This is a genomic window from Paraburkholderia diazotrophica (genome assembly GCF_900108945.1).
In the GTDB taxonomy this organism is placed as follows: Bacteria; Pseudomonadota; Gammaproteobacteria; order Burkholderiales; family Burkholderiaceae; genus Paraburkholderia; species Paraburkholderia diazotrophica.
Genome location: NZ_FNYE01000029.1, coordinates 43,001 through 65,841 on the forward strand (window position 1 = coordinate 43,001; position 22,841 = coordinate 65,841).

A 22,841-nucleotide genomic window follows, 5' to 3' on the forward strand; every position below is an offset into this window, starting at 1 on the left:
TTGCTGCGCGGGACATGCCGGCTCTCGCGCGCGACTCAAGAGGGGAACCTCACACCGACGAGTGTTGGCCTGCTCCGCACACAACGCGCTTGCACTGCCTTTGCCAAACCGACACTGCGGGATTGCTGTTCACGCATGACAGACTCATCAATTCAGTGTTGTCCAGCGAACAGGCAATTTCCATCGTCTGCTGCACATTCACCCGGTACGCATCCATTACTCAACGCTTTTAACTCATCGATATGTATACGTAGTAGCAGTTAACAAGCATCGCCGTTTTCTGTGGACAAGCATCAAATCCGCATTGCGTTCAATCGATTGCGAAACGGATACCCATGCGCATAAGCGTGGGACCCGTGGCGGCAGCCTTGGATAACTTTTCCCGCGTTTGAGTGCTCCGCGTGTTTACGCAGAATCCGTCCACAGCAATCGCCTCCGCGATATCCCCATGTTGTCCAGAGCATCGTGTGGACATCCGGATGTCAGACCCGCGTGAATTCAGACGGCGATCGATTGATCGTTGCACTCTCGCACCAGGAGCCTATAACGGAATTCATCGCGCGAAATCGCGGCGACGGGATGATCGCGCCGTCGCGGACAGGCATCGCTCGCTATCGTCATGAACGCCATAAAGCGTCTGGAGAAAAGCCATATGGAAGAAAGCGAATTCGGCGCCTTCGAACATCGAGGCTGGGAACGGGCTGCGCAGCCTTATCACACGTATTTCGGTAACTTGACCATTCAGTCCCATGGCCCGTTGCTCGATGCGCTGGACGTCCGCCGCGGCACCCGCTTCCTCGATGTCGCATCGGGCCCCGGCTATCTCGCCGCGTCGGCCGCGAAGCGCGGCGCCGATGCCGTCGGCGTCGACTTTGCCGAATCGATGGTCGATCAGGCACGGCGCATCTATCCCGCGCTGACGTTCAGGTTCGGCCGCGCGGAAGACCTGCCGTTTCCCGACGAGTGTGTCGACGCTGTCGGCATCAACTTTGGGATGCTGCACTTCTCGAATCCAGAGCAGGCGCTTCTGGAGGCGTTCAGGGTGCTGCGGCCCGGAGGCAAGGTCGGCTTCACGAATTGGTCGACGCCCGACAAGGCAGCCGGTTTCGCGATCGTGCTGAAGGCGATCGAGGCTCATGGTCAGATGGATGTTCAGTTGCCGCCAGGGCCGCCCTTCTTCCGGTTCAGCGACTGGGACGAATGCAAGCGTGTGCTCGTTGACGCAGGCTTTCTCGATCCGCATCTCCAGGAAATCGGGCTGACTTTGCACGCGCGAGCGCCGGGCGCGCTATTCGACATGGTGAGGCGAGGCGGCGTGCGCATTTCCGCGATCCTGAATGCGCAGACGCCAGAGGCGCTGGACTCGATCGAGAAGGCTATCACCGAAGGGGCTGCGCGATATGAAAGCGCCGGCGAGGTTCGGATACCGATGCCGTGCGTGCTGGCGAGCGCGGCGAAGCCTTGAGCATTCGCGAGCGAACGTCAGGCAATGGAGGAAGGGGGAGCTTGAATTCGAGGCGTTCCCGATACGACCGCCAACCTGGCGCCGCATCGGGAACGCTTGCGAAACGACAACAGCAACAGCAACATCACCGCAGAGCGAACAGCCTCACTCCACCGTGACCGATTTCGCGAGATTGCGCGGCTTGTCCACGTCTGTCCCGCGCGAGCACGCCGTGTGATACGCGAGCAACTGCAGCGGCACGACGTGCAGAATCGGCGACAGCAAGCCGTAGTGCTCCGGCATGCGGATCACGTGCAGCCCTTCGTCGTTGAGGATCTTCGTGTCGGCATCGGCGAACACATACAGCTGGCCGCCGCGCGCGCGCACTTCCTGAATGTTCGACTTGAGCTTTTCGAGCAGCGCGTCATTCGGCGCGACTGTCACGACGGGCATCGCCTCCGTGACGAGCGCCAGCGGCCCGTGCTTCAGTTCGCCCGCCGGATACGCCTCAGCGTGGATGTACGAGATTTCCTTGAGCTTGAGCGCGCCTTCCAGCGCGATCGGATAGTGCAGGCCACGGCCGAGGAACAGCGCATTCTCCTTGCGCGAGAACTCCTCCGACCACGCGATGATCTGCGGCTCCAGTGCCAGCACGCTGTTGAGCGCCGCGGGCAAATGGCGCAGCTGGCGGATGTAGTCGGCTTCCTGCTTCGCGCTGATGTGGCCACGCAGCTTGCCGAGCGTCGCAGCGAGCACGAACAGCGCGACCAGTTGCGTCGTGAAAGCCTTCGTCGACGCGACGCCGATCTCGCGGCCCGCGTGCGTGAGGAACGACAACTCCGTCATGCGCACCATCGCGCTCGTGGCGACGTTGCACACCGCCAGCGTGTGCGTGTGCCCCAGCGATTGCGCGTGCTTAAGCGCCGCAATCGTGTCGGCCGTTTCGCCCGATTGTGAAATCACGACGACGAGCGACTTCGGATTCGGCACTGAATCGCGATAACGGTATTCGCTTGCAATCTCGACCTGCGTCGGAATCTTCGCGATCGATTCGAGCCAGTACTTTGCCGTCAGGCCCGAGTAGTAGCTCGTGCCGCACGCGAGAACCAGCAGGCTGTCGATTTCCTCAAATGCCTTCGCGGCGCCTTCGCCGAACAGCGACGCATCGAACACATCGGATTGCGGAATCGTGTCCGAGATCGCGCGCGGCTGCTCGAAGATTTCCTTCTGCATGAAATGGCGATACGGGCCAAGCTCGACCGCGCCGCCGTATGCCGCGACCTGGCGGACGTCGCGCTCGGCCGGCTTGCCGTCGCGATCGAACACGCGGACCTTTTCGAGCGTCAGTTCGCAGACGTCGCCTTCTTCGAGGAACATGAAGCGATCGGTGCTGCCCGCCAGCGCAAGCGCGTCCGACGCGAGGAAGTTCTCGCCTTCCCCGAGGCCGACCACGAGCGGCGACCCTTGGCGCGCGCCCACCACCGTATGCGGCTGGCTCTTGTGCAGCACGGCGATCGCGTAAGCGCCGTGCAAGTGCCCCGTCGCTTCGCGCACGGCCGCGAACAGATCGCCGTGATACAGGCTGTGGATCAGATGCGCGATCACTTCCGTATCGGTCTGCGAGATGAATTCGTAGCCCTTGCCGCGCAGCATTTCGCGCAGCGTCTCGTAGTTCTCGATGATGCCGTTGTGGACGATCGCGAGTTCGTTGCGCGAGAAGATCGGGTGCGCGTTGTCGGTGACGGGCGCGCCGTGCGTCGCCCAGCGCGTGTGCGCGATACCCGTCACGCCTTCGAGGCGCGTCTCGCACACCTGCTCGTCGAGATCCGCGACGCGCGCCACGCTGCGCGCGCGCTTCGGCTCGCCGCCCGCGAGCACGGCGACGCCGCATGAGTCATAGCCGCGATATTCGAGGCGACGCAATCCTTCGATCAGAACAGAAACGATGTTTCGCTGCGCTACCGCGCCGACAATGCCGCACATAATCAATGATCCTTTGCAGAGTTAGGGTCCGCAGCGCACTTCGCGCGCGGCTCCCTTCAGCTTTTCTTTTTCGTCGGGCGCACGTAGCCCGTCTTGCCGACCTGGGTCTTCTCGTTGAGCACGAGAAGGCCTTCCTCGACGTCCTTCCACACCGTCGTGCCCGCCGCGATCGTCACGCCGCGGCCGACGCGCACGGGCGCCACGAGTTGCGTATCCGAGCCGACGAACACATCGTCTTCGATGATCGTGCGGAATTTGTTCGCGCCGTCGTAGTTGCAGGTAATCGTGCCCGCGCCGATATTCACGCGCGCACCGACATCCGAATCGCCGATATACGACAGGTGATTCGCCTTCGACCCGTGGCCCAGCACCGCGTTCTTCACTTCGACGAAGTTGCCGACGTGCGTCTCGTCCGAGAGCGTCGCACCCGGACGCAGGCGCGCGTAAGGACCGAGCACGACCTGCGCGCCGATCTGCGCGCCTTCGATATGCGTATAGGCATCGACGCGCGTGCCCGCGCCGATGGTCGCGTTGCGGATCACGCAGTTGGGCCCGATCGTTACGTTATCGGCCAGCGTGACCTCGCCTTCGAATACGCAATTCACGTCGATCGACACATCGCGGCCGCATTCGAGCGAGCCGCGCACGTCGATACGCGCCGGGTCCGCAATCGTCACGCCCGCGACGAGCAATTCGTCCGCGACATTGCGCTGATGAATGCGCTCCAGTTCGGCAAGCTGCTGCTTGCTGTTGACGCCGAGCGTTTCCCACTCTTCGTCGGGCTGCGCGGTGACGACATCGATGCCCGCTTCGATCGCCAGCTCGACCACGTCGGTCAGGTAGAACTCACCCTGCGCGTTGTCGTTCTTCAGCGACGACAGCCAGCCGTCGAGGCGCCTGGTCGGCATCACGACGATGCCCGTGTTGATCTCGGCGATCTTCTGCTGCTCCGGCGTCGCGTCCTTCTGTTCGACGATGCGCTCGACCTTGCCGTTCGCATCGCGCACGATGCGGCCGTAGCCGGTGGGATCGTCGAGCGTCACCGTGAGCACGCCGTAGCCGTCGTGGCCCGCGCTATCGGTCAGACGCTTGAGCGTGCCCGCTTTCGTGAGGGGCACATCGCCGTAGAGCACGAGCGTCGGCTGCGACGGATCGAGCAGCGGCAAGGCCTGCTGCACCGCGTGCCCCGTGCCGAGCTGCTGCTCCTGCAACGCGAATTGCACATCGGGTGCCGCGACGGCCGTGCGGACCTGTTCCGCGCCGTGACCGATCACGACGACGAGGCGCGTCGGATTCAGCGTGCGAGCAGTATCGATGACATGAGCGAGAAGCGGCCGGCCGGCCAGGGGATGAAGCACTTTCGGCAACGCGGAGCGCATGCGCTTGCCAGTGCCTGCCGCCAGAATCACGATATTCATGACGTGGGCATCTATGACGAGTTTGGAGTGGGCGATTCTAGCACGCTGCGCATGACGCCAACGTTGCCGGGCAGACCGACAAATCCCCGCAAATGCCGGTGCTGAAAGGCTTTGCGGGGATCTGACGAATCTGTTAGAGATCGTCGAATTGCACGAATGAGATCGTTTGCGCCGCACTCTCCCGCGTGCCGTCCGGTGCGGAATCGGTGGAGCACGGCTCTTCGTCGAACGCGATATCGCCTTGCGGATCGGCTTCGCCCGTCGCGCGCAGATTCGTGAACGGGAACAGCTTGTGGTCCATCAGATGCGACGGCACCACGTTCGATAGCGCATTGAACATGTTGTCGACGCGGCCCGGGAAACGCTTCTCCCATTCGCGGATCAGCGCCTTCATTTCCGCGCGTTTCAGGTTCGGCTGGCTGCCGCACAGATTGCACGGAATGATCGGGAATTCGCGCAATTCCGCGTATTTTTCGAGGTCCGTTTCCTTCACATACGCGAGGGGACGGATCACGACGTTTTTGCCGTCATCGGATTGCAGCTTGGGCGGCATGCCCTTCAGCTTGCCGCCGTAGAACAGGTTCAGCAGCAGCGTCTGCAGGATGTCGTCGCGATGATGGCCGAGCGCGATCTTGGTCGCGCCGAGTTCGCCCGCCACGCGATACAGAATGCCGCGCCGCAGACGCGAGCACAGCGAGCACGTCGTCTTGCCCTCGGGCACGAGGCGCTTGACAATGCTGTACGTGTCCTGATTCTCGATATGGAACGGGATGTCCAGTTTGCTCAGGTATTCGGGCAGCACGTGTTCCGGAAAGCCCGGCTGCTTCTGGTCGAGGTTCACGGCGACGATCTCGAAGTCGATCGGCGCGCGCTCGCGCAGACGCATCAGGATATCGAGCATCGCATAGCTGTCCTTGCCGCCCGACAGGCACACCATTACCTTGTCGCCGTGCTCGATCATGTTGTAGTCGCCGATCGCCTGGCCGACCTGGCGCGCGAGCCGCTTGAACAGCTTGTTGTTCTCGTACGCTTCTTTCTGCTCGCGGCGCGTGAGCGCGCGCTTGCGCTCGTCAGCTGGCGCTTCGGCTCCGGCGGCATTCGCGTCGACGCCCGTCAACGTTTCGGGAGCGTTCATCGCTCAGTCCTCTTTGATCTGGAAGACTTCGACGCCCACGGCATCGCAGTCGGAATAAACATCGGGCTTTTCCGTCGAAAGGCGCACGGCGCGGACCTGCGGATGCGCGAGCAGCGCCTTGGCCAGGTCGTCGCAGAGCGTTTCCTGCAGATGGATATGCCCCTGGCTCACGCGCTGTGCGATTGTCGCGCGCATGAAGTCGTAGTCGACGACTTCGCGCAGCTTGTCTTCGACGGGCGTCGATAGCGCGAGCGGCACGAACAGTTCGACATTGATCACCACGCGCTGCTCGCCGCGCTTTTCGAACTCATGCACGCCGATGTTGATGTGCACCTCGTAGTTGCGCAGAAAGAGCCGGCGGCAATCAGCGAGCCGAGGATGAAGCAAAGCGGCAGACATGTTCGTTCCAGTACAAAAGGGTGCGTGCGCAAAAGGGTGCGTGCGGCACGCAGTTGCAATTGGGCGCGCTTCGCGGCGCGCCGGTGGGGCGCGACCTCGTGGTCAGGCGCCCGTCAAAAACATTACGTCGCGCGGCAGCGGCACGAGATGCTGCCCGCCGTCGACAACCAGCGTCGTACCCGTGACGCCCCGCGCATCCGCGAGATACAGCGCGGCCGCGACGATATCCTCGATGCGCGACGCGCGGCCGAGCGGCGTGACCTTGTGCGCGGCCGCGAAGCTCTCCGCCGTCTGATCGCCGGATTGCAGCGTGAGACCGGGCGCGAGGCCCACGACGCGCACCTTCGGCGCCAGCGCCTGCGCAAGCGCGACGGTCGCCGTGCCGAGCGCGGCCTTCGACACGGTGTACGACAGGTAGTCCGGATTCATGTTGTACAGCTTCTGGTCGAGCACGTTGATGACGGCACTGCGCAGCGCCTCGTCGTGCAGCGCCGCCTCGGGCGTGACTTCGTGCAACATCCGCGCGAGCACGAGCGGCGCGCCGACGTTGATCGACGTCAGATGCAGCAACTTCGCGTAGCCGATGTCGAGCGCGGTGTCCTCGTCGAACAGCGACGCGTTGTTCACGATGCACGACGGACGCCCGAGCGCCGCGATGCAATCGGGCACGAGCCGCTCGACTTCCGCCTCGACGGACAAATCGGCCCTCAGCGCGACGGCGCGCCGGCCCAGCGCGGCGATTTCCGCGACCACGTCGTCGGCTTTCGCCTTCGACGAGCCGTAATGCACCGCCACGTCCCAGCCCGCCGCCGCAAAGCCGACGGCCAGCCCCCGGCCGATCCGGTGCGAAGCGCCCGTGACGAGGACGACGCGCTCGCGTCGGGCGTTGGCGGCGGAAGTGTCGTTCGAGGCGGTCATTTACAATGCAAGGATGAATCCGAAAGCTCACCAACCCGATAGTTTACCTGCTCCCGGCCCGACCGCGCTCGCGCAGTCCGAAGCGCTCGTTTCGCTGATTCGCGCGGAGATCGATGCGAACGGCGGCTGGATGCCGTTCGATCGCTACATGGAGCGCGCGTTGTACGCGCCGGGACTGGGCTACTACAGCGGCGGCGCGATCAAGTTCGGCCGCCGCGCCGAGGATGGCAGCGATTTCGTGACGGCGCCGGAACTGTCGCCGCTCTTCGCGGAAACGCTCGCGCGGCCCGTCGCGCAGGCGCTGGAAGCGAGCGGCACGCGTCATGTGATGGAATTCGGCGCGGGCACGGGCAAGCTGGCGTCCGGCTTGCTCAATGCACTTTCGAAGCTTGACGCGCAGTTCGACAGCTACTCGATCGTCGATCTGTCGGGCGAATTGCGCCAGCGCCAGTGGGAGACGATCGAAGCGCAGGCGCCCGCAATGGCCTCGCGCGTGCGGTGGCTCGACGCGTTGCCGGAGCAGTTCGAAGGCGTGGTCGTGGGCAACGAAGTGCTCGACGCGATGCCCGTGCGGCTCTTCGCGCGCAGCGGCGGGCAATGGCACGAGCGCGGCGTCGCATTCGAGAACGGCGCATTGCGCTTCGCAGACCGTCCCGTTCAGTCGACGCACGATGCCGCGTTCCTGCGCGATCTGGAAATCGACGGCGATGGCGACTACGTGACAGAAACGCACGAAGCCGCGCTCGCCTTCACGCGCACCGTCTGCACGATGCTCACGCGCGGCGCGGCGATTCTGATCGACTATGGCTTTCCGCGTCAAGAGTACTATCACGCGCAGCGCACGCAAGGCACGCTGATGTGCCACTACCGGCACCGCGCTCACGGCGATCCGTTTCTCTATCCCGGCTTGCAGGACATCACGTCGCACGTCGAATTCACGGGCATCGCCGAGGCAGGCGTCGATGCGGGCGCGGATCTGCTCGGCTACACGTCGCAGGCGCGCTTCCTGATGAACGCGGGCATCACGGAAGCGTTGAGCGCGATCGATCCGTCCGACATTCCCAACTTTCTGCCCGCCGCGAACGCGGTACAGAAGCTGCTATCGGAAGCCGAAATGGGCGAGCTCTTCAAAGTGATCGCGTTTTCGCGCGGCATCGACGGCACACTCGATGCATTCGCGCGCGGCGACCGTTCGCATACGCTGTGAGGCAAACACGATGATCCGCTGGCTGCTCACCACGTTCGTCGCCGTGGCCGTGCTGTCGGCGTGCTGGCCGTGGCTGCGCAAGCTGGGTATCGGCAGGATGCCGGGCGATGTGACGCTGCGTCTGTTCGGAAAGGAGTATCCGTTTCCGTTCATGTCGACGCTGATACTGTCGATGCTGCTGTCGCTGATCGCCCGGCTGCTGTGATTCACGCGTCTTCCGGCGACGCTTCGTTCAACGCTTTCGCCACGGCGCGCACGCGCTCGCGATGCACGGCCTCCTTGATCTTCGCAGGGTCGTCCGCATACGCGCTCGCGACCGCGCCCGCATCGACCGAGCGCGCCGCGACGAGCGCCTCGCGCAAGCGCTCGGCCTGCGGATAGGCCGCCGCCTCGAATCCGAGCCGGCCACGCGCGTCGGCTTCACACGCCTGCAAGGCCTCCGCGAAACGCGCGGGCTTGCGCAGCGCGTCGCAGCGCTCGAAGAGCCGCACGAGCCCCGCCGACCTCGTCTCCATCACGCGATGAATGTTGCCGTGCTCGCGCGCGACCAGCAGCGCAAGATCGCGGCATTCGTTCGGCACGCGCAGACGCTCGCACAAGGGCTTGAGCAGATCGACGGTGCGCCCTTCGTGGCCGATGTGGCGCGGCAGAACATCTTCGGGCGTGGTCGCCTTGCCGAGATCGTGCGTGAGCGCGGCAAAGCGCACCGTCAGCGCGTAGTTCTGCGCGGCCGCGTGATCGACCACCATCATCACGTGCACGCCTGTATCCACTTCCGGGTGATAGTCGGCGCGCTGCGGCACGCCGTATAGCGCGTCGATCTCCGGCAGAATGCGCGCAAGCGCACCGGATTCGCGCAGCACGTCGAACATGCGCGAAGGCTTCTTCTCCATCAGGCCGCGCGAGACTTCCTGCCACACGCGCTCGGGCACCAGCGCGTCGACTTCGCCCGCATCGACCATCTTGCGCATCAGCGCCATCGTCTCCTGCGCGATGGTGAAATCGGCAAAGCGCGCCGAGAAACGCGCGACGCGCAGGATGCGCACAGGGTCTTCGAGAAACGCATCGCTGACATGCCGGAACACGCGATTCTTCAGGTCCGTCTGGCCGTCGAACGGATCGATCACCGGGCCCGTCAGATCGCCGTCCGGCGTCACTTCGCGGGCCATCGCGTTGACTGTGAGATCGCGCCGCGCGAGATCCTCTTCGAGCGTCACATCGGGCGCGTAGAAAAACTGGAAGCCGTGATAGCCCGACGACGTCTTGCGCTCGGTGCGCGCGAGCGCGTATTCCTCATGCGTGTCCGGATGCAGGAAAACGGGGAAATCCTTGCCGACGGGGCGAAAGCCCTTCGCGATCATCTGCTCGGGCGTCGCACCGACCACGACGTAATCGCGATCCTGCACGGGCATGCCTAGCAGCTCGTCGCGGATCGCGCCGCCTACTGCGTAGATATTCATGCGCAGATGTCGTACTTGGCGATGTCATGTCCTTCGCGCAAGGCATCGCTGATCCACGCTTTCACGGCCGGCTGCTCCGTCACGCGGCGCGCGTAAGCGGCCGCAGCCTCCGACAGCTTCGGCTGCCACGTGTTGAAGCGCATCACGACAGGCGCATACATCGCATCGGCGATGGTGAACTCGCCGAACAGGAACGGGCCGCCGTACGTTTCAAGACACTCGCTCCAGATCGCATCGATGCGCGCGACATCGGCGAGCGCGCCTGGCGTCGCGCCCTTGCCGGGGAACGACGCGCGGATGTTCATCCACATGTTCGAGCGCAGATCGCCGAAGCCCGAATGCATCTCCGCGCTGATGCTGCGCGCGCGCCCGCGCGCGGCGGCATCGCGCGGCCACATCGCATGCTGTGGATAGCGCTCGGCCAGCGTCTCGCAGATCGCGAGCGAGTCCCACACGGTGATGCCATCGTCGGTGATCAGGCACGGCACTCTGCCCGAAGGCGAATGCGCGAGGATGGCCGCTTGCGTCTGCTCTTCGGCCAATGGAATCCTCACCTCTTCGAATGGAATGCCGAAATGCGTGAGCACGAGCCACGGCCGCATCGACCACGACGAATAGTTCTTGTCACCGATAACGAGTTTCATGCTTTGCCAAAAGTGAAGTTGAAGGAAACGACGGGTTTATGGACTCAACGGCCCGCGCTCTCGCGGAACGTGTTGAAGCGCGAGCGGAACGACGAACCCGTCAGATACACGGGCGCGATCGTTTCGATGCTGGCCGGCTCGATATCGAGTTCGGGCGCGAGCGGCGCGCTCAGCACGGCATCGATCTTCATCGAGTCGAGATTGTCGCGCGAGAGGACGGGCTCGCCCGGCGCGAGTTCGAACGACAGCGCCTGCAGCCGCGCAAGCGCATCGGGCAGACGGATGATGCGCGCGTGCTTGCCGATCACCGAGCCGCAGTAGTCGACGAGCGCTTCGAGCGTGTAGACGGACGGCCCGCCGAGTTCGTAAGTGCGGCCCGTCGATGCGTCGAGATCCAGCACGTTGACGATCGCCTTCGCGACATCGCCGACGAAGATCGGCTGAAAGCGCGCCTCGGCCTTCGCAAGCGGAATCACCGGGAACACGCGCTGCAGGAACGCGAACTTGTTGAGGAACTGGTCCTCAGGACCGAACACGACGGACGGGCGGAAGATCGTCGACGCAAGCATCGACGACGCGTGAATCGCGCGCTCGCCGTCGCCCTTCGAGCGCAGATACATGCTCGGTCCACGCGGGTCGGCGCCGATCGCGCTGACGTGGATCAGCCGATGCACGCCCTTGCCTTCGCATGCGGACACGATCTTTGTCGGCAGCTCGACGTGCGCCTTCGCGAACTCGGGGCCATACGGGTCGCCGCGATGACCATGCAGCACGCCGACGAGATTAATCACGGCATCCGCGCCCTCGACGAAGCGCGCTAGCTGGATCGGATCGAACACATCGACTTCGACCACGTCGATGGGAAGCAGCGTGAGATGCCGCGCGTTATAGCGGCGTCGAGTGGCGAGGCGCACCGTCTTGCCGAGTTCGACGAGTGCGTTGACGAGGTGACTGCCGATGAAGCCGGAACCGCCGATGATCGCGATGGTTTGATGTCGCATTTTTCGACTCCCTGAAGGAAGCCGCGGCAACGGCTGAAAGTCGGGCGCCGCTGCGTGCGCGTGTCACGCGGCGGCGGCCTGGCGCACCGTCATTGCAAGGGCGAGATGTAACCCAGACGCGCCTTCAGCGATTGCGGACGGCCTTCGAACAACGCTGCATAGTAGACCGTGTTGGACAGCACGTTCTTCACGTAGTCACGCGTCTCCTGGAACGGGATGGCTTCCGCGAAAATCGCACCTTCGACACCGTGCGGCAACGACGCGCGCCAGTTGCGCGGACGGCCCGGACCGGCGTTGTAGCCGGCTGTGGCCAGCACGGCGGATCCGTCGAATTCATTGTAGATCATCGACAGATAGTTCGTGCCGAGCAGGATATTCGTGTTGATGTCGTTCATCTGCGCGCGCGAGATAGGACCGAGGCCGATCTTCTTCGCGACCAGTTGCGCGGTGCCCGGCATCAGCTGCATCAAGCCGCTTGCGCCGACATCCGAGCGCGCGTTCATGATGAAGCGCGACTCCTGACGGATCAGACCATAGGCCCATTCGACGTCGAGCCCGTTCGACTGCGCGTCGCGCTCGACGATATCGCGGAACGGCGACAGAAAGCGCAGCGAGAAATCGTGCTCGCTCTTCGTGCGATCGGCCGTGTTCACCGCGCGGTCGTACAGTTCGATACGGCGCGCGTACTCGGCGGCCGCGATCAACTGGCGGTCGTTCATGTTGCGCAGCGGCCAGTTCCATTCACGATTGCCTTCCAGACGCAGATTCAGCGAATAGAACTTCTGAGCAAGCGCGAAGCCCGGTGTCTTGCCCGCCTGCTCGACTTCCGTATCGGAGACGGTCGTCTTCGGCGGCACGATGATCTTCTGGCCGAGTTCTTCTGCGGCGAGCTGGCCGTAGAAGTTGTAGCCCTGTGCGATCGACTCGAATTCCTGGTTCGCCGTCGTCACGTCGCCCGCCTGCTTCAGCGCGCGCGCGTGCCAGTAGACCCACGCGGGCTGGCTGCGCAGCGACGGCGGCATCTGTTCGATCGACCAGCGCACCATCGTCCAGTCGCCTGCAAGGAGCGCCACGCGCGTGCGCCATTCGTACGCGGGATTCGACAGCGGCGCGTTCGCCGACAGGCGATACCAGTCGACGGCGGCCGGCATCTGCTTCGCGGCCGCCTGATACGCAATCGTGCCCCAGCCGATCGCGCGTTGAGGCGTGGTCAGCGACGGCGCGACGGAACCGAACGTTGCGGCTGCCATCGCCGGATCGTTGCGGGCCATGCGCGTGATCGCGAGCAACGCGAGCTGATGCGATTGCTGATCGGGGCCGACGCCGCGCGCAAGCAGAAGCGGCGGCGTGCTCGCGGCCTGATCGAAGAGCGTCGGATCGGGACGGTTGTTGCCGAGAGCATCGACGAGCTTCGCGCCCGTGTTCGTCTGATTCTGCTCGTACGCGAGACGGATCTGCTGCCAGACGTCGTCGCTGGTGAACTGCTGGTTGATCGCGAGCGCGGTGATCAGGTCGACACAGCCGTCGCCATAGTTGCGCGGCTCGACGAGCAGCGCGCGCGCCGCGTCAGCGACGTTCTCGCCTTTCGCCGCGCGCGATTCGAGCGCGTAGCACTTCACCTGCGTATCGTCGTCGAGAACGAAGCGCGCGTATTGCTGATCGAAGTTGCGCCAGTCGTGGCGCGCGCCGAGCACGACGAGGTAGTCGTTGCGCATGCGGTCTGCGATTGCCTGGCCGTCGTAGCGTTGCAGGAACGACAGCACGGGAGCATCGGGCGCGTCGACGCGCGGATGGCCCTGGTTGTCGAACAGCTGCGGCTTCAACTGGAAGTACTCGAGATACGAAGGCGCCGGGTAATCCGGAATCATCGCCGCGAGTTGCGCAGCGCGGCCCGCATCGTTATTGCGCGCGGCCTCGCGCAATTGCATGAATATCTGGTCGTCGTTGTTGGGTGGGGAAAGCTGAATGGGCCTGACGGCGGAAGCCGTGCTGCATGCGACGAGTGCCGCCGCGGCAAGCGCCAGACTGGCCGCGCGATATACTCGGAAGAGGCTTTTGGACATCGTTATTTCTGGAGCGCGAATTGAACTCAAGCATAGCATGCAACCTCGGCGCAAAATCGAAAAAGGAACTGCGTACAACGCTTCTCGAAGCGCGTCTGCATGCGGCTCGCGGGCCAGGTATCAATGATGCGCTGAACCGCCGCGTGCTCGATGCGTTGAAGCGCTTTGCGCCGCAGAGCGTAGGGTTGTATTGGCCGCTGTCGGGTGAGTTCGACATACGCGCCGCGATCGCAATCTGGCTCGCGACGGACGCCACGCGCCGCGCGAGTCTGCCCGTCATCACGGGCCGCGAAAAGCCGCTGGAGTTTCATGTGTGGACGCCGGACATGCGGATGCAACTCGGCGCACATCGCATCCATGAACCGACGTCGGGTGAAGCGATCACGCCCGATCTTCTGTTCGTGCCGTGCGTCGGTTTCGATGCGGACGGTTATCGGCTCGGCTATGGCGGCGGTTATTACGACCGCACGCTCGCGATGTTTCGCGACGCCGGGAAAGTGCCCATCACAGTGGGCATTGCGTATGAAGCATGCCGTACGGAAACGCTGCAGCACGAAGCACACGACATTCCGCTCGACGCAATCGTCACCGATGCTACTTGGTATCCGAAAGAGAAAGAGACCGCCTGAGCACGCGGTCGCAATTTCATAGACAGTCTCAAAGCGATGCGGCTGCGCGCGCCGCCGTGTCGTAGATGCCCGACGCGTTGCGCATCAGTTGTGCGGCCTCGCCGATCTGTTCATTGGTGAGGCCGCTTTCCTTAAGCGTAGCGATCAGACAGTTCTCACGCACCTCGCGATACTTCATGCACAGATCGCGCCCTGCCTGCGTCGCGGAAAAGAACACCTCCTTGCCGGTCTTTTCGCTTTTTACATACCCTCTAGCTACCAGCTTCTTGAGCGCATAGGTCGCGACGTGCGTGTCCTCGATGTTCAGCACGAAGCAGATGTCGGCAATCTTCTTGCGCCGCTCGCGATGGCTCACGTGATGCAGCAGCGACACCTCGATGGCCGTCATGTCCTTGTCACCGGCAGCCGCCATACAACGCACCATCCAGCGGTTGAACGCGTTGCTCGCCATGATCAGCCCATATTCCAGTTCGGACAGTTCCGCACTGAACTCGGAAACAAGATGTTCCGATGAGACGATTTTGGTCGGATGACGCGCCATGATGTTTTTTTAGCGTGATGGTTGATCGAAGTGTACGACTTCACCCGCATCCGGGCGAGCCTGGGGAGATCGCTTATTGATAAATTGTCGATATTTTATTGAGAATGTACGCTACCCGTCGCGAGGGGCAGCGGACATCGTCCGACGAATCTGCTGCTCTCTACCCAATCCAGGATCTCGATGACTGAACCCCGCATCTTTCCGTTCGGCGATACCGCGCTCGTCTGCGAGGCGCCGCCGCCTGCCACGCTCGATTGCCAGCGCCGCGTCTGGGCGGCCGCGCAGGCCGCGCGCCACTGGCCGCACGTGCTCGAAGTGGTGCCCGGGATGAACAATCTCACGGTGATCTTCGATCCGCTCGAAGCCGATCCCGACGATCTGGCCGCGAAGCTCAAGGCCGCCTGGGAGCGCGCCAGCGCCGCGCCCAACGCTGGCCGCGACGTGGAGATTCCCGTGCAGTACGGCGGCGAGTACGGCCCCGATCTGAAGGCCGTCTCCGATCACACTGGGCTTTCGGTGAAGGAAGTCGTCGAGCGGCATTCGAGCGGCGAGTACATCGTGTTCTTTCTCGGCTTCCAGCCGGGCTTTGCGTATATGGGTGGGCTCGAAGAGGCGCTGCACACGCCGCGCCGCGCCGAGCCGCGTCTCGAAGTGCCCGCCGGCTCAGTCGGCATCGGCGGTGCGCAGACGGGCATCTATCCGGCGACGTCGCCGGGCGGCTGGCAACTGATCGGCCGCACGTCGCTCAAACTGTTTGACCCGTCGCGCAATCCGCCGACCCTTCTCCAACCGGGCGATCGCGTCCGCTTCACCATCGCGGGGCTGCATCCATGATCGACGTGATACGCGCGGGTTTGCTGACGACGATCCAGGATCTCGGACGGCACGGCCACCGGCATCTCGGCGTCGCGATGGGTGGCGCGCTCGACCGGCTGTCGCTCGAAGTCGGCAACCGGCTGGTCGGCAACCGGCCCGACGCCGCCGGACTCGAAATCACGTTCGGTCCGACCGTGCTGCGCTTTTTGCGCCCGACGCGCGTCGCGATCACGGGCACCGAGTTCGGCGCGACGCTCGATGGCAAGCCCGTCTATTCGTGGTGGAGCCTGCCCGTGAAGGCCGGCCAGGAACTGACGTTGAACACGGCGAAGCGCGGGATGCGCGGCTACGTGTGCGTCGCGGGCGGCATCGACGTCCTGCCGATGCTCGGCTCGCGCAGCACCGATCTGCAAGCCGGCTTCGGCGGACTCGGCGGCCGCGCGCTGCGCGACGGCGACCGGCTGCCCGTCGGCGTGCCGCGCGCGGCCGCCGGTTCGGGCTTCTCGCCTGACGCACCCGAGTTCGGCGTGAAAGCGCCCGCGTGGTGCAAGTTCGTGCTCGTCGACGAGCCCGTAAGGCGCGGCCGTCATCCGTCAAGCGTCGCGTGGGCGCCGCCCATCCGCGTGCTGCCCGGCCCCGAGTACGACAGCTTCACGGCCGACGCGCACAAGGCTTTCTGGAACGACGAGTGGCTCGTCACGCCGAACAGCAATCGCATGGGCTACCGGCTGTCGGGCAACGAACTGAAGCGCACGCAGAAGACCGATCTGCTGTCGCATGCGGTGATGCCCGGCACGATCCAGGTGCCGCCGAACGGCCAGCCGATCATCCTGATGAGCGATGCGCAGACGACGGGCGGCTATCCGAAGATCGGCGCCGTGATTCACGCGGATCTGTGGAAGCTCGCGCAGGTGCGCCTGAACGGCGCGGTGCGCTTCATTCCGGCCACGCGTTATGAGGCCCGCCAGGCGCTGATCGAAGAACGCAAGTACTTGCGGCAGATCGATGCCGCAATCGGCATGCATGAAGAACGCTGCGCGCGAGTTGCCGCTTCCGCAGTGGCCTAACCAGGAGGACATCATGGAAATCGACTTGAACGCCGATCTCGGCGAAGGATGCGGCTCCGACGAGGCGCTACTCGATCTCGTCAGCTCGGCCAATATCGCGTGCGGCTGGCACGCGGGCGGACCCAACGCGATGCGCGACTGCGTGCGCTGGGCGGTGCAGAAAAGCGTGTCGATCGGCGCGCATCCGAGCTTCAACGATCCGGAGAACTTCGGCCGCAAGGAAATGGACCTGCCCGCCAGCGAAATCTACGCGGGCGTGCTGTATCAGCTCGGCGCGCTGTCGGCGATCGCGCAGGCCGAGGGCGGACGCATCGCGCACGTGAAGCCGCACGGCGCGCTCTACAACCAGGCCGCGCGCGATCCGAAGATCGCCGATGCGATCGTTTCCGCCGTGCACGACTTCGATCCGTCCGTCGTCGTGTTCGCGCTGGCGAACAGCGGGCTCGTGACGGCCGCGCACAACGCGGGGCTCGTCGCCGTCGAAGAAGTGTTCGCCGATCGCGGCTATCGCGCCGACGGTTCGCTCGTGCCGCGCAAGGAGCCGGGCGCGCTGCTCGATGACGAAGACGAAGTGCTCGAGCGCACGCTGACGATGGTGCGCGAGCAGCGCGTGAAGGCCGTCAGCGGCGAATGGGTGCCCATCAACGCGCAGACGATCTGCCTGCACGGCGACGGCCCGCATGCGCTCGCGTTCGCGCGCCGCATCCGTGCGGCGCTCGAAGCGGCGGGCATCGGCGTGCATGCGGCCAGCGCGGCGCGCATCTGATTCCTGCACGTGTACCGCACGCACCCGTCAGCAACCGACGCCCCGCTCTTCGCGGGGCGTTTGCCAGAACGCAACGGCAACGGTTGCCGGCGATTTTTTGAAGCACCAGAAGTTCGGTAGTACCCGAGAAGTACCCGAGAAGTACGCGCAGCAACGACAGGCAGTCAGCCAGGCGGCCATCGAAGAGCCGTACGGCAAAGAGGGCATCCGCGCCGATATGGCCGGGAGTCAAGAGAGTTCGCCGCCACGCGCGGTGTCCCAACGCAGGACCACCTCTGGAGATCTAGATGCAGTCAACCGTCAACCTGTGGCCGCTCATAGGAGTTGCCGTCATCATCGTCGGGTTCGTATTGCGCTTCAACCCGATGCTGATCGTGGCCGCCGCAGCGGTCATCACCGCCATTGCCGGGCATTTTCCGCCCGACAGGATTCTCGCTGCGATCGGCAGCGGCTTCATCAAGACGCGCAATATCCCCCTCATCATCCTGTTGCCGCTCGCGGTGATTGGCCTGCTCGAACGGCATGGGCTGCGCGAGCGCGCGCAGACCTGGATCGCGAGCATCAAGGCGGCGACGGCCGGTCGTCTTCTGATCGTCTATCTGCTCGTGCGAGAACTGACGGCTGCCGTCGGCCTGACAGGTCTCGGCGGTCATCCGCAGATGGTGCGTCCGTTGATCGCGCCGATGGCGGAAGGCGCGACGGAAACGCGCTTCGGCAAGTTCAGCGACGCGGTGCGCTACAAGCTGCGCGCGTTCGCGGCGGCAACGGACAACGTGGGTCTGTTCTTCGGCGAGGACATCTTCGTCGCGTTCGGCGCGATCGTGCTGATGGTCACGTTCCTGAAGGAAGCGGGCATCACCGTCGAGCCGATGCACGTCGCCGTATGGGGCATTCCGACGGCCGTCAGCGCGTTTCTGATTCACGGTTTCCGGCTCTATCTGCTCGACCGCAAGCTCGAGCGCGAACTGCGCGGCAACGCGGCATCGCAAGCGGGCACGAACACCAACGACAAGAACGCGGCAGGCAAGCACGCCTCGCAAACAGCAACCGGGGACGAAGTATGACACTCACCATCAACTATCTGTTCTGGCTGGTCGGCATCGTGCTGCTGGTGATCGGCGGCATGATCGTCACGGACAAGGAACATCCGCGCCGCTTCACAGCAGGCGGCTTTTGGATCATCTATGCGGTGATCTTTCTCGTCGGCGACAAGCTGCCTGTCGAACTCGTCGGTGCGCTCGTGATCGCGATGGCGCTGATCGCCGGCTTCGGCGGCGTGACGGCGGGCAAGCCCAAGGTGCTGTCGGAGGCCGCGCGCAAGGCGAGCGCCGCGCGTCTTGGCAACAAGCTCTTCTTCCCCGCGCTGACGATTCCCGTCGTCACGGTGATCATCACGCTCGGCGCGAGCCATCTGGTATTCGGCGGCACACCGCTGATCGAGCAGAAGAACGTCACGCTGATCGGCTTCGGCATCGGCTGCGTGATCGCGCTCGCGTTCGCCTGCATCATGACGCGCGACACCGTCGGCCAGTCGATGAAGGAAGCGCGGCGTCTCGTCGATGCGCTGTCATGGGCCGCCGTGCTGCCGCAGATGCTCGGCATGCTCGGCCTCGTGTTCTCGGATGCGGGCGTGGGCAAGGCGGTCGCGCACGTGACGACGGCCTACATCAGCCTCGACTACCGGCTGATCGCAGTGGCCGTCTACTGCATCGGAATGGCGCTCTTCACGATGGTGATGGGCAACGGCTTCGCGGCCTTTCCGGTGATGACGGGCGGCGTCGGCGTGCCGATTCTCGTCAACGTATTTCACGGCAATCCGGCCGTGATGGTCGCGATCGGCATGTTCTCGGGCTACTGCGGCACGCTGATGACGCCGATGGCCGCGAACTTCAACATGGTGCCGGCGGCGCTGCTCGAACTGCCCGACAAGAACGCGGTGATCAAGGTGCAGATACTGACGGCGCTGCCGCTGCTCGTCGTGAACATTTTCCTGCTGAACTTCCTGATGTTCCTGTAGCTGTAGTTCTCTGGCCGAAGCGAAACGGCAAGGCGGTCTCTCGATGAAATACGGACCGCCTGCGCCGCGTGCCTGAATGCACGCGCAACGTCAGGTTCAGTACGCGTCGACGACAAAGCCGCGCTGCCGCAGCAACTGCAACACGCCCTTCGGACCGCCCAGATGCAACGCGCCGATCGCGACGAACACGGGCTTGTTCGGCGCGGCGATCAGCAGCATCCGGTTGACGAAACGCCGGTTGCGGTCGAACAGGATCTTGCTGTCGACCTGCGCGGAGATGCGCTTGTCGCGCGCGAGTTTCTCCGACTTCGCCGCTTCCCATGCGGCGATCGCATCGGCGTCGCCGACGCGCCATAGCCGGTGCAAGGTCTGCACATCGGCGACGTTATCAGCGGGCGTCTGCACGAGATCCTGCGCGAGCATTTCGCGCTGCTGCGCGAGCGTGAGCCCCGTGAACGCGCGCATCTGTTCGCCGAGCGTCTCCAGTCCAACGATCCTGCCCTTCTGCCGCAGATACACGTTCTGCAACTGCGCCTCCGTGCCGTACTCGGTTTGCAGGCCGGCGCTCAGCGAATCGTAGGTTTCCACCAGCAGCGCGGCGAGCCACGGCCGCATCTTCCTGATCTCGTCGAGCGCCGCGGGATTGCCGTGCAGGCGCATCGCGAGCTTGTGCCACAACGGCTCGGGCAGCAGCTTCGGCAGGCATCGGTACGAGCACACACCGTACTTCGACACATCGTCCTGCGAGACGAGCAGATCGTCGGGCGATAGTTCGAGCGCGAGCGTCGGCGATGCGGCGAGTGCGCCGAGTATCGGCGGACGAAACGGCTGGCCGGACGGATAGTCGTTCGGATCGCCGACATGCAGCGTGCCGAGCAGATAGATCGTGGTCGTGCCGCGCGTGGCGACATAGAAAGGCATGCGCGCCGGTTGCACGCGCACCGGGCCGCTTGCCGTCGTGCCGCTCGCGGTCGACGGCGGCGGATTGAAGCCGGGCAATGTAGCGCGCGGCTGCGAAGCGTTGCGCGAACCCGGCACGGGAACGGCGGGCCGTCCCGCCTGGTTGCCCTGCGCGCCTTGAACGGCCGTGTTGGCGGCAGCGCCCGCGGCGCGCGCCGGAACGATGACGGCATCCAGCCAATGAAACGAAAGCTGCGCGGCGGCGAGCACCGCGCACGCGAAAACGTGCGCAGCCCGCCGCCGCATCGTCACAGCGCGCGCGCCGCGCGCATGATCGACATGCGAACGACGCGCGTGACGGCGCGCAAGACGACGCGCCGCCACCCCGTCATGCATTCGTGTCGTCTCCCACCTCTTCGGCGCGATGACACGACACCTGACGGCCATCCACTTCGCGCAGCTTCGGCTCTTCCTTGCGGCAACGCTCGATCGCATACGGGCAGCGCTGATGGAACGTGCAGCCCGACGGCGGATTGAGCGGCGAAGGCATTTCGCCTTGCAGCTTGATCTGGATGCGGCGATCGGCTTCGAAGATCGACGGCGTCGCCGACATCAGCGCCCGCGTATACGGATGCCGCGGCTTGCTGAAGATGCGCTGCTTGTCGCCGAGTTCCGCGATGCCGCCGAAGTACATCACCATCACGTCGTCCGCGATGTGCTCGACCACCGACAGGTTGTGCGAGATGAACACATAGCTGGTCTTGAACTCGTCCTGCAGGTCCATGAACAGGTTCAGGATCTGCGCCTGGATCGACACGTCGAGCGCGGAAACCGGCTCGTCGGCGACGACGATCTGCGGGTCGAGAATCATCGCCCGCGCAATCGCGACGCGCTGACGCTGGCCGCCCGAGAACATATGCGGATACCGCTTCGCATGCTCGGGCCGCAAGCCGACGATGCGCATCATGTGCGCGATGCGCTCCGCGCGTTCGACCGCGTTCAGTTGCGTGTTGATGGCGAGCGGCTCGTTGAGCGTCTGCTCGACGGTCTTGCGCGGATTCAGCGACGCGAACGGGTTCTGGAACACCATCTGCACGCGGCGGCGCAGTTGCGCGATCTTCTCGTGATTCGCGCCCGCCACGTCTTCGCCGTTGATCAGCAGACGACCGGACGTCGGCGATTCGATCATCGTCAGCTGACGCGCCAGTGTGGACTTGCCGCAACCGGATTCGCCGACCACGGCGAGCGTCTTGCCGCGTTCGAGCTGAAACGACACGCCGTTCAGCGCCTTTACGGTGCCGTGGCCGAACATGCCGCGCTTCACGTCATAGTGGCGCGCGAGGTTGTCGGCGACCAGCACGTGATCGCCTGCGGGCTTGCGGGCTCCATCATCGGGGCGCCGCGTTTCGGGTACTGCATTCATCGTGCGCCTCCGTGTTGAATGGCATCGCGAACCAGGTTCAGCGGCTTGATGCAGCGAACCCGGGCTGCGGCGTCGTGGTTCGCCATCGACGACAGCGCGGGCCGCGCCTTGTTGCAATCGTCGACGACGTACTTGCAGCGCGGCGCGAACAGACACCCTTTCGGGCGATCGTCGCGCCCCGGCACCATGCCCGGCAGCGCGGCAAGACGCACCGCGCCGACGTTGTGCTCGGGAATCGCCGCCAGCAACGCTTCCGTGTACGGATGATGAGGCGCGCTGAAGATATCCGGCACGCGGTTCGTTTCGATGATCTCGCCCGCGTACATCACGGCCACGCGCTGCGCGACCTCCGACACCACGGCCAGATCGTGCGAAATCAGCACGAGCGCCATGCCGCGCTCTTTCTGCAACTGTACGAGCAGTTGCATGATCTGCGCCTGAATGGTCACGTCGAGCGCCGTCGTCGGCTCGTCGGCGATCAGGAGCTTCGGGTTGCATGCGACAGCCATCGCGATCATCACGCGCTGGTTCATGCCGCCCGACATCTGATGCGGGAACGTCGAAATGCGGTTCTTCGCATCGGGAATGCCGACCTGATCGAGCAGCTCGACCGCGCGCTTATGCAGCGCGTCGCCGCGCAGGCCTTCGTGCAGCTTCAGCACTTCCTTGATCTGATAGCCCACCGTGTAGCTCGGGTTCAGGCTCGTCAGCGCGTCCTGAAACACCATCGCCACGTCTTTGCCGATGATTTTGCGCCGCGCCTTCGGCGACGCGTTCAGCAGGTCCTTGCCGTTGAACGTGACTTCGTCGGCGGTGACGATGCCCGGCGCGTCGATGAGGCCCATCAGCGCCATCATCGTCACGCTCTTGCCCGAGCCCGATTCGCCGACGACGCCGACCACTTCGCCGGGCGCCACGTCCAGATTGATTCGATCGACAGCGGGCATGCCGCTGAAGTTGACCGCGAGATTGCGGATGGTCAACAGATTTCCGTTGGTCACGTTTTGCAT

At 64.3% G+C, this 22,841-nt stretch carries 22 protein-coding genes; 9 read left to right on the plus strand and 13 right to left on the minus strand.

Translation table 11 applies throughout. The features are described 5' to 3' along the window. The first annotated feature begins 619 nt into the window (after positions 1 to 619). Positions 620 to 1,465: a class I SAM-dependent methyltransferase gene (locus tag BMW76_RS28405; RefSeq protein WP_143062342.1), complete on the plus strand. Its 846-nt coding sequence runs from the start codon at positions 620 to 622 to the stop codon at positions 1,463 to 1,465. 144 nt (positions 1,466 to 1,609) lie between these two features. Here BMW76_RS28405 and glmS read toward each other — a convergent pair whose 3' ends face one another. The 5 genes from glmS to BMW76_RS28430 form a co-directional block, all read right to left on the minus strand. Beyond that, positions 1,610 to 3,427: a glutamine--fructose-6-phosphate transaminase (isomerizing) gene (gene glmS, locus BMW76_RS28410; RefSeq protein ID WP_090871309.1), complete on the minus strand. Its 1,818-nt coding sequence runs from the start codon at positions 3,425 to 3,427 to the stop codon at positions 1,610 to 1,612. A gap of 56 nt (positions 3,428 to 3,483) precedes the next feature. Further along, a complete protein-coding gene (gene glmU, locus BMW76_RS28415; RefSeq protein WP_090871311.1) occupies positions 3,484 to 4,845 on the minus strand; it encodes a bifunctional UDP-N-acetylglucosamine diphosphorylase/glucosamine-1-phosphate N-acetyltransferase GlmU in 1,362 nt (453 codons plus the stop codon). Between the two features lie 133 nt (positions 4,846 to 4,978). Next, on the minus strand, positions 4,979 to 5,980 hold the full coding sequence (ttcA, locus tag BMW76_RS28420) for a tRNA 2-thiocytidine(32) synthetase TtcA (RefSeq protein ID WP_090871312.1): 1,002 nt from the start codon (positions 5,978 to 5,980) through the stop codon (positions 4,979 to 4,981). A 3-nt stretch (positions 5,981 to 5,983) separates the two neighbouring features. After that, on the minus strand, positions 5,984 to 6,379 hold the full coding sequence (locus BMW76_RS28425; protein WP_090871314.1) for a dihydroneopterin aldolase: 396 nt from the start codon (positions 6,377 to 6,379) through the stop codon (positions 5,984 to 5,986). 102 nt (positions 6,380 to 6,481) lie between these two features. Further along, positions 6,482 to 7,297 (minus strand): SDR family oxidoreductase, encoded by an 816-nt coding sequence (locus tag BMW76_RS28430; protein ID WP_090871316.1) that lies wholly within the window; start codon positions 7,295 to 7,297, stop codon positions 6,482 to 6,484. Between the two features lie 13 nt (positions 7,298 to 7,310). On the opposite strand from BMW76_RS28430, the gene BMW76_RS28435 reads away from it, so the two are divergent. Both BMW76_RS28435 and BMW76_RS28440 read left to right on the plus strand, forming a co-directional pair. Continuing rightward, positions 7,311 to 8,504 carry a class I SAM-dependent methyltransferase gene (locus BMW76_RS28435; RefSeq protein WP_090871317.1) on the plus strand — a complete coding sequence of 398 codons (1,194 nt, stop codon included), beginning with the start codon at positions 7,311 to 7,313 and terminating at the stop codon, positions 8,502 to 8,504. 10 nt (positions 8,505 to 8,514) lie between these two features. Continuing rightward, a complete protein-coding gene (locus tag BMW76_RS28440; RefSeq protein ID WP_090871319.1) occupies positions 8,515 to 8,709 on the plus strand; it encodes a DUF2905 domain-containing protein in 195 nt (64 codons plus the stop codon). Position 8,710: 1 nt separating this feature from the next. Here the strand turns inward: BMW76_RS28440 and BMW76_RS28445 are convergent, their stop codons facing one another. From BMW76_RS28445 to BMW76_RS28460, 4 genes are all read right to left on the minus strand, one after another. Next, positions 8,711 to 9,964, minus strand: coding sequence for a multifunctional CCA addition/repair protein (locus BMW76_RS28445; RefSeq protein ID WP_090871321.1), 1,254 nt, complete (start codon positions 9,962 to 9,964; stop codon positions 8,711 to 8,713). Continuing rightward, positions 9,961 to 10,608 carry a glutathione S-transferase family protein gene (locus BMW76_RS28450; protein WP_090871323.1) on the minus strand — a complete coding sequence of 216 codons (648 nt, stop codon included), beginning with the start codon at positions 10,606 to 10,608 and terminating at the stop codon, positions 9,961 to 9,963. Before BMW76_RS28450 ends, BMW76_RS28445 begins: the two co-directional genes overlap by 4 nt. A gap of 44 nt (positions 10,609 to 10,652) precedes the next feature. Beyond that, positions 10,653 to 11,609: a complex I NDUFA9 subunit family protein gene (locus BMW76_RS28455; protein WP_090871325.1), complete on the minus strand. Its 957-nt coding sequence runs from the start codon at positions 11,607 to 11,609 to the stop codon at positions 10,653 to 10,655. 89 nt (positions 11,610 to 11,698) lie between these two features. Further along, on the minus strand, positions 11,699 to 13,672 hold the full coding sequence (locus BMW76_RS28460) for a lytic transglycosylase domain-containing protein (protein ID WP_090871326.1): 1,974 nt from the start codon (positions 13,670 to 13,672) through the stop codon (positions 11,699 to 11,701). A 20-nt stretch (positions 13,673 to 13,692) separates the two neighbouring features. Between BMW76_RS28460 and BMW76_RS28465 the strand changes: the two genes are divergently transcribed. Continuing rightward, entirely contained in the window at positions 13,693 to 14,301 is a 609-nt protein-coding gene (locus tag BMW76_RS28465) for a 5-formyltetrahydrofolate cyclo-ligase (protein ID WP_245763416.1), read from the plus strand. A 28-nt stretch (positions 14,302 to 14,329) separates the two neighbouring features. Here BMW76_RS28465 and BMW76_RS28470 read toward each other — a convergent pair whose 3' ends face one another. After that, positions 14,330 to 14,842, minus strand: a complete 513-nt coding sequence (locus BMW76_RS28470; protein WP_087736256.1) for a winged helix DNA-binding protein — start codon at positions 14,840 to 14,842, stop codon at positions 14,330 to 14,332. 180 nt (positions 14,843 to 15,022) lie between these two features. On the opposite strand from BMW76_RS28470, the gene pxpB reads away from it, so the two are divergent. From pxpB to BMW76_RS28495, 5 genes are all read left to right on the plus strand, one after another. Continuing rightward, positions 15,023 to 15,676, plus strand: a complete 654-nt coding sequence (pxpB, locus tag BMW76_RS28475; RefSeq protein WP_090871328.1) for a 5-oxoprolinase subunit PxpB — start codon at positions 15,023 to 15,025, stop codon at positions 15,674 to 15,676. After that, on the plus strand, positions 15,673 to 16,725 hold the full coding sequence (locus BMW76_RS28480) for a 5-oxoprolinase subunit C family protein (RefSeq protein ID WP_090871330.1): 1,053 nt from the start codon (positions 15,673 to 15,675) through the stop codon (positions 16,723 to 16,725). Before pxpB ends, BMW76_RS28480 begins: the two co-directional genes overlap by 4 nt. Positions 16,726 to 16,738: 13 nt before the next feature. Beyond that, positions 16,739 to 17,491, plus strand: coding sequence for a 5-oxoprolinase subunit PxpA (gene pxpA / locus BMW76_RS28485; protein WP_090871333.1), 753 nt, complete (start codon positions 16,739 to 16,741; stop codon positions 17,489 to 17,491). A gap of 287 nt (positions 17,492 to 17,778) precedes the next feature. Further along, a complete protein-coding gene (locus BMW76_RS28490; RefSeq protein WP_090871335.1) occupies positions 17,779 to 18,555 on the plus strand; it encodes a DUF969 domain-containing protein in 777 nt (258 codons plus the stop codon). Next, positions 18,552 to 19,508, plus strand: coding sequence for a DUF979 domain-containing protein (locus BMW76_RS28495; RefSeq protein WP_090871337.1), 957 nt, complete (start codon positions 18,552 to 18,554; stop codon positions 19,506 to 19,508). Before BMW76_RS28490 ends, BMW76_RS28495 begins: the two co-directional genes overlap by 4 nt. Positions 19,509 to 19,604: 96 nt before the next feature. Here the strand turns inward: BMW76_RS28495 and BMW76_RS28500 are convergent, their stop codons facing one another. From BMW76_RS28500 to BMW76_RS28510, 3 genes are read right to left on the minus strand one after another with little or no spacing between them, the layout of a single operon-like run. Further along, complete coding sequence (locus tag BMW76_RS28500; RefSeq protein ID WP_090871340.1) at positions 19,605 to 20,804, minus strand: TraB/GumN family protein; 1,200 nt, start codon at positions 20,802 to 20,804, stop codon at positions 19,605 to 19,607. Further along, positions 20,797 to 21,831: a peptide ABC transporter ATP-binding protein gene (locus tag BMW76_RS28505; RefSeq protein WP_090871342.1), complete on the minus strand. Its 1,035-nt coding sequence runs from the start codon at positions 21,829 to 21,831 to the stop codon at positions 20,797 to 20,799. The genes BMW76_RS28500 and BMW76_RS28505 overlap by 8 nt, the downstream gene beginning before the upstream one ends. Then, positions 21,828 to 22,841 carry an ABC transporter ATP-binding protein gene (locus BMW76_RS28510; protein WP_090871344.1) on the minus strand — a complete coding sequence of 338 codons (1,014 nt, stop codon included), beginning with the start codon at positions 22,839 to 22,841 and terminating at the stop codon, positions 21,828 to 21,830. The genes BMW76_RS28505 and BMW76_RS28510 overlap by 4 nt, the downstream gene beginning before the upstream one ends.

Excerpts from the sequence above, each read along its gene's own strand:
- BMW76_RS28435 (WP_090871317.1), top strand. The coding sequence starts at position 7,311 with ATGAATCCGAAAGCTCACCAACCCGATAGTTTACCTGCTCCCGGCCCG.
- BMW76_RS28455 (WP_090871325.1), bottom strand. The coding sequence starts at position 11,609 with ATGCGACATCAAACCATCGCGATCATCGGCGGTTCCGGCTTCATCGGC.
- BMW76_RS28405 (WP_143062342.1), top strand. The coding sequence starts at position 620 with ATGAACGCCATAAAGCGTCTGGAGAAAAGCCATATGGAAGAAAGCGAA.
- pxpA (WP_090871333.1), top strand. The coding sequence starts at position 16,739 with ATGGAAATCGACTTGAACGCCGATCTCGGCGAAGGATGCGGCTCCGAC.
- BMW76_RS28505 (WP_090871342.1), bottom strand. The coding sequence starts at position 21,831 with ATGAATGCAGTACCCGAAACGCGGCGCCCCGATGATGGAGCCCGCAAG.
- BMW76_RS28450 (WP_090871323.1), bottom strand. The coding sequence starts at position 10,608 with ATGAAACTCGTTATCGGTGACAAGAACTATTCGTCGTGGTCGATGCGG.
- BMW76_RS28495 (WP_090871337.1), top strand. The coding sequence starts at position 18,552 with ATGACACTCACCATCAACTATCTGTTCTGGCTGGTCGGCATCGTGCTG.
- BMW76_RS28460 (WP_090871326.1), bottom strand. The coding sequence starts at position 13,672 with ATGTCCAAAAGCCTCTTCCGAGTATATCGCGCGGCCAGTCTGGCGCTT.
- BMW76_RS28510 (WP_090871344.1), bottom strand. The coding sequence starts at position 22,841 with ATGCAAAACGTGACCAACGGAAATCTGTTGACCATCCGCAATCTCGCG.
- BMW76_RS28470 (WP_087736256.1), bottom strand. The coding sequence starts at position 14,842 with ATGGCGCGTCATCCGACCAAAATCGTCTCATCGGAACATCTTGTTTCC.
- pxpB (WP_090871328.1), top strand. The coding sequence starts at position 15,023 with ATGACTGAACCCCGCATCTTTCCGTTCGGCGATACCGCGCTCGTCTGC.
- BMW76_RS28480 (WP_090871330.1), top strand. The coding sequence starts at position 15,673 with ATGATCGACGTGATACGCGCGGGTTTGCTGACGACGATCCAGGATCTC.
- BMW76_RS28440 (WP_090871319.1), top strand. The coding sequence starts at position 8,515 with ATGATCCGCTGGCTGCTCACCACGTTCGTCGCCGTGGCCGTGCTGTCG.
- glmS (WP_090871309.1), bottom strand. The coding sequence starts at position 3,427 with ATGTGCGGCATTGTCGGCGCGGTAGCGCAGCGAAACATCGTTTCTGTT.
- BMW76_RS28430 (WP_090871316.1), bottom strand. The coding sequence starts at position 7,297 with ATGACCGCCTCGAACGACACTTCCGCCGCCAACGCCCGACGCGAGCGC.
- BMW76_RS28425 (WP_090871314.1), bottom strand. The coding sequence starts at position 6,379 with ATGTCTGCCGCTTTGCTTCATCCTCGGCTCGCTGATTGCCGCCGGCTC.
- glmU (WP_090871311.1), bottom strand. The coding sequence starts at position 4,845 with ATGAATATCGTGATTCTGGCGGCAGGCACTGGCAAGCGCATGCGCTCC.
- BMW76_RS28500 (WP_090871340.1), bottom strand. The coding sequence starts at position 20,804 with ATGCATGACGGGGTGGCGGCGCGTCGTCTTGCGCGCCGTCACGCGCGT.
- BMW76_RS28445 (WP_090871321.1), bottom strand. The coding sequence starts at position 9,964 with ATGAATATCTACGCAGTAGGCGGCGCGATCCGCGACGAGCTGCTAGGC.
- ttcA (WP_090871312.1), bottom strand. The coding sequence starts at position 5,980 with ATGAACGCTCCCGAAACGTTGACGGGCGTCGACGCGAATGCCGCCGGA.
- BMW76_RS28490 (WP_090871335.1), top strand. The coding sequence starts at position 17,779 with ATGCAGTCAACCGTCAACCTGTGGCCGCTCATAGGAGTTGCCGTCATC.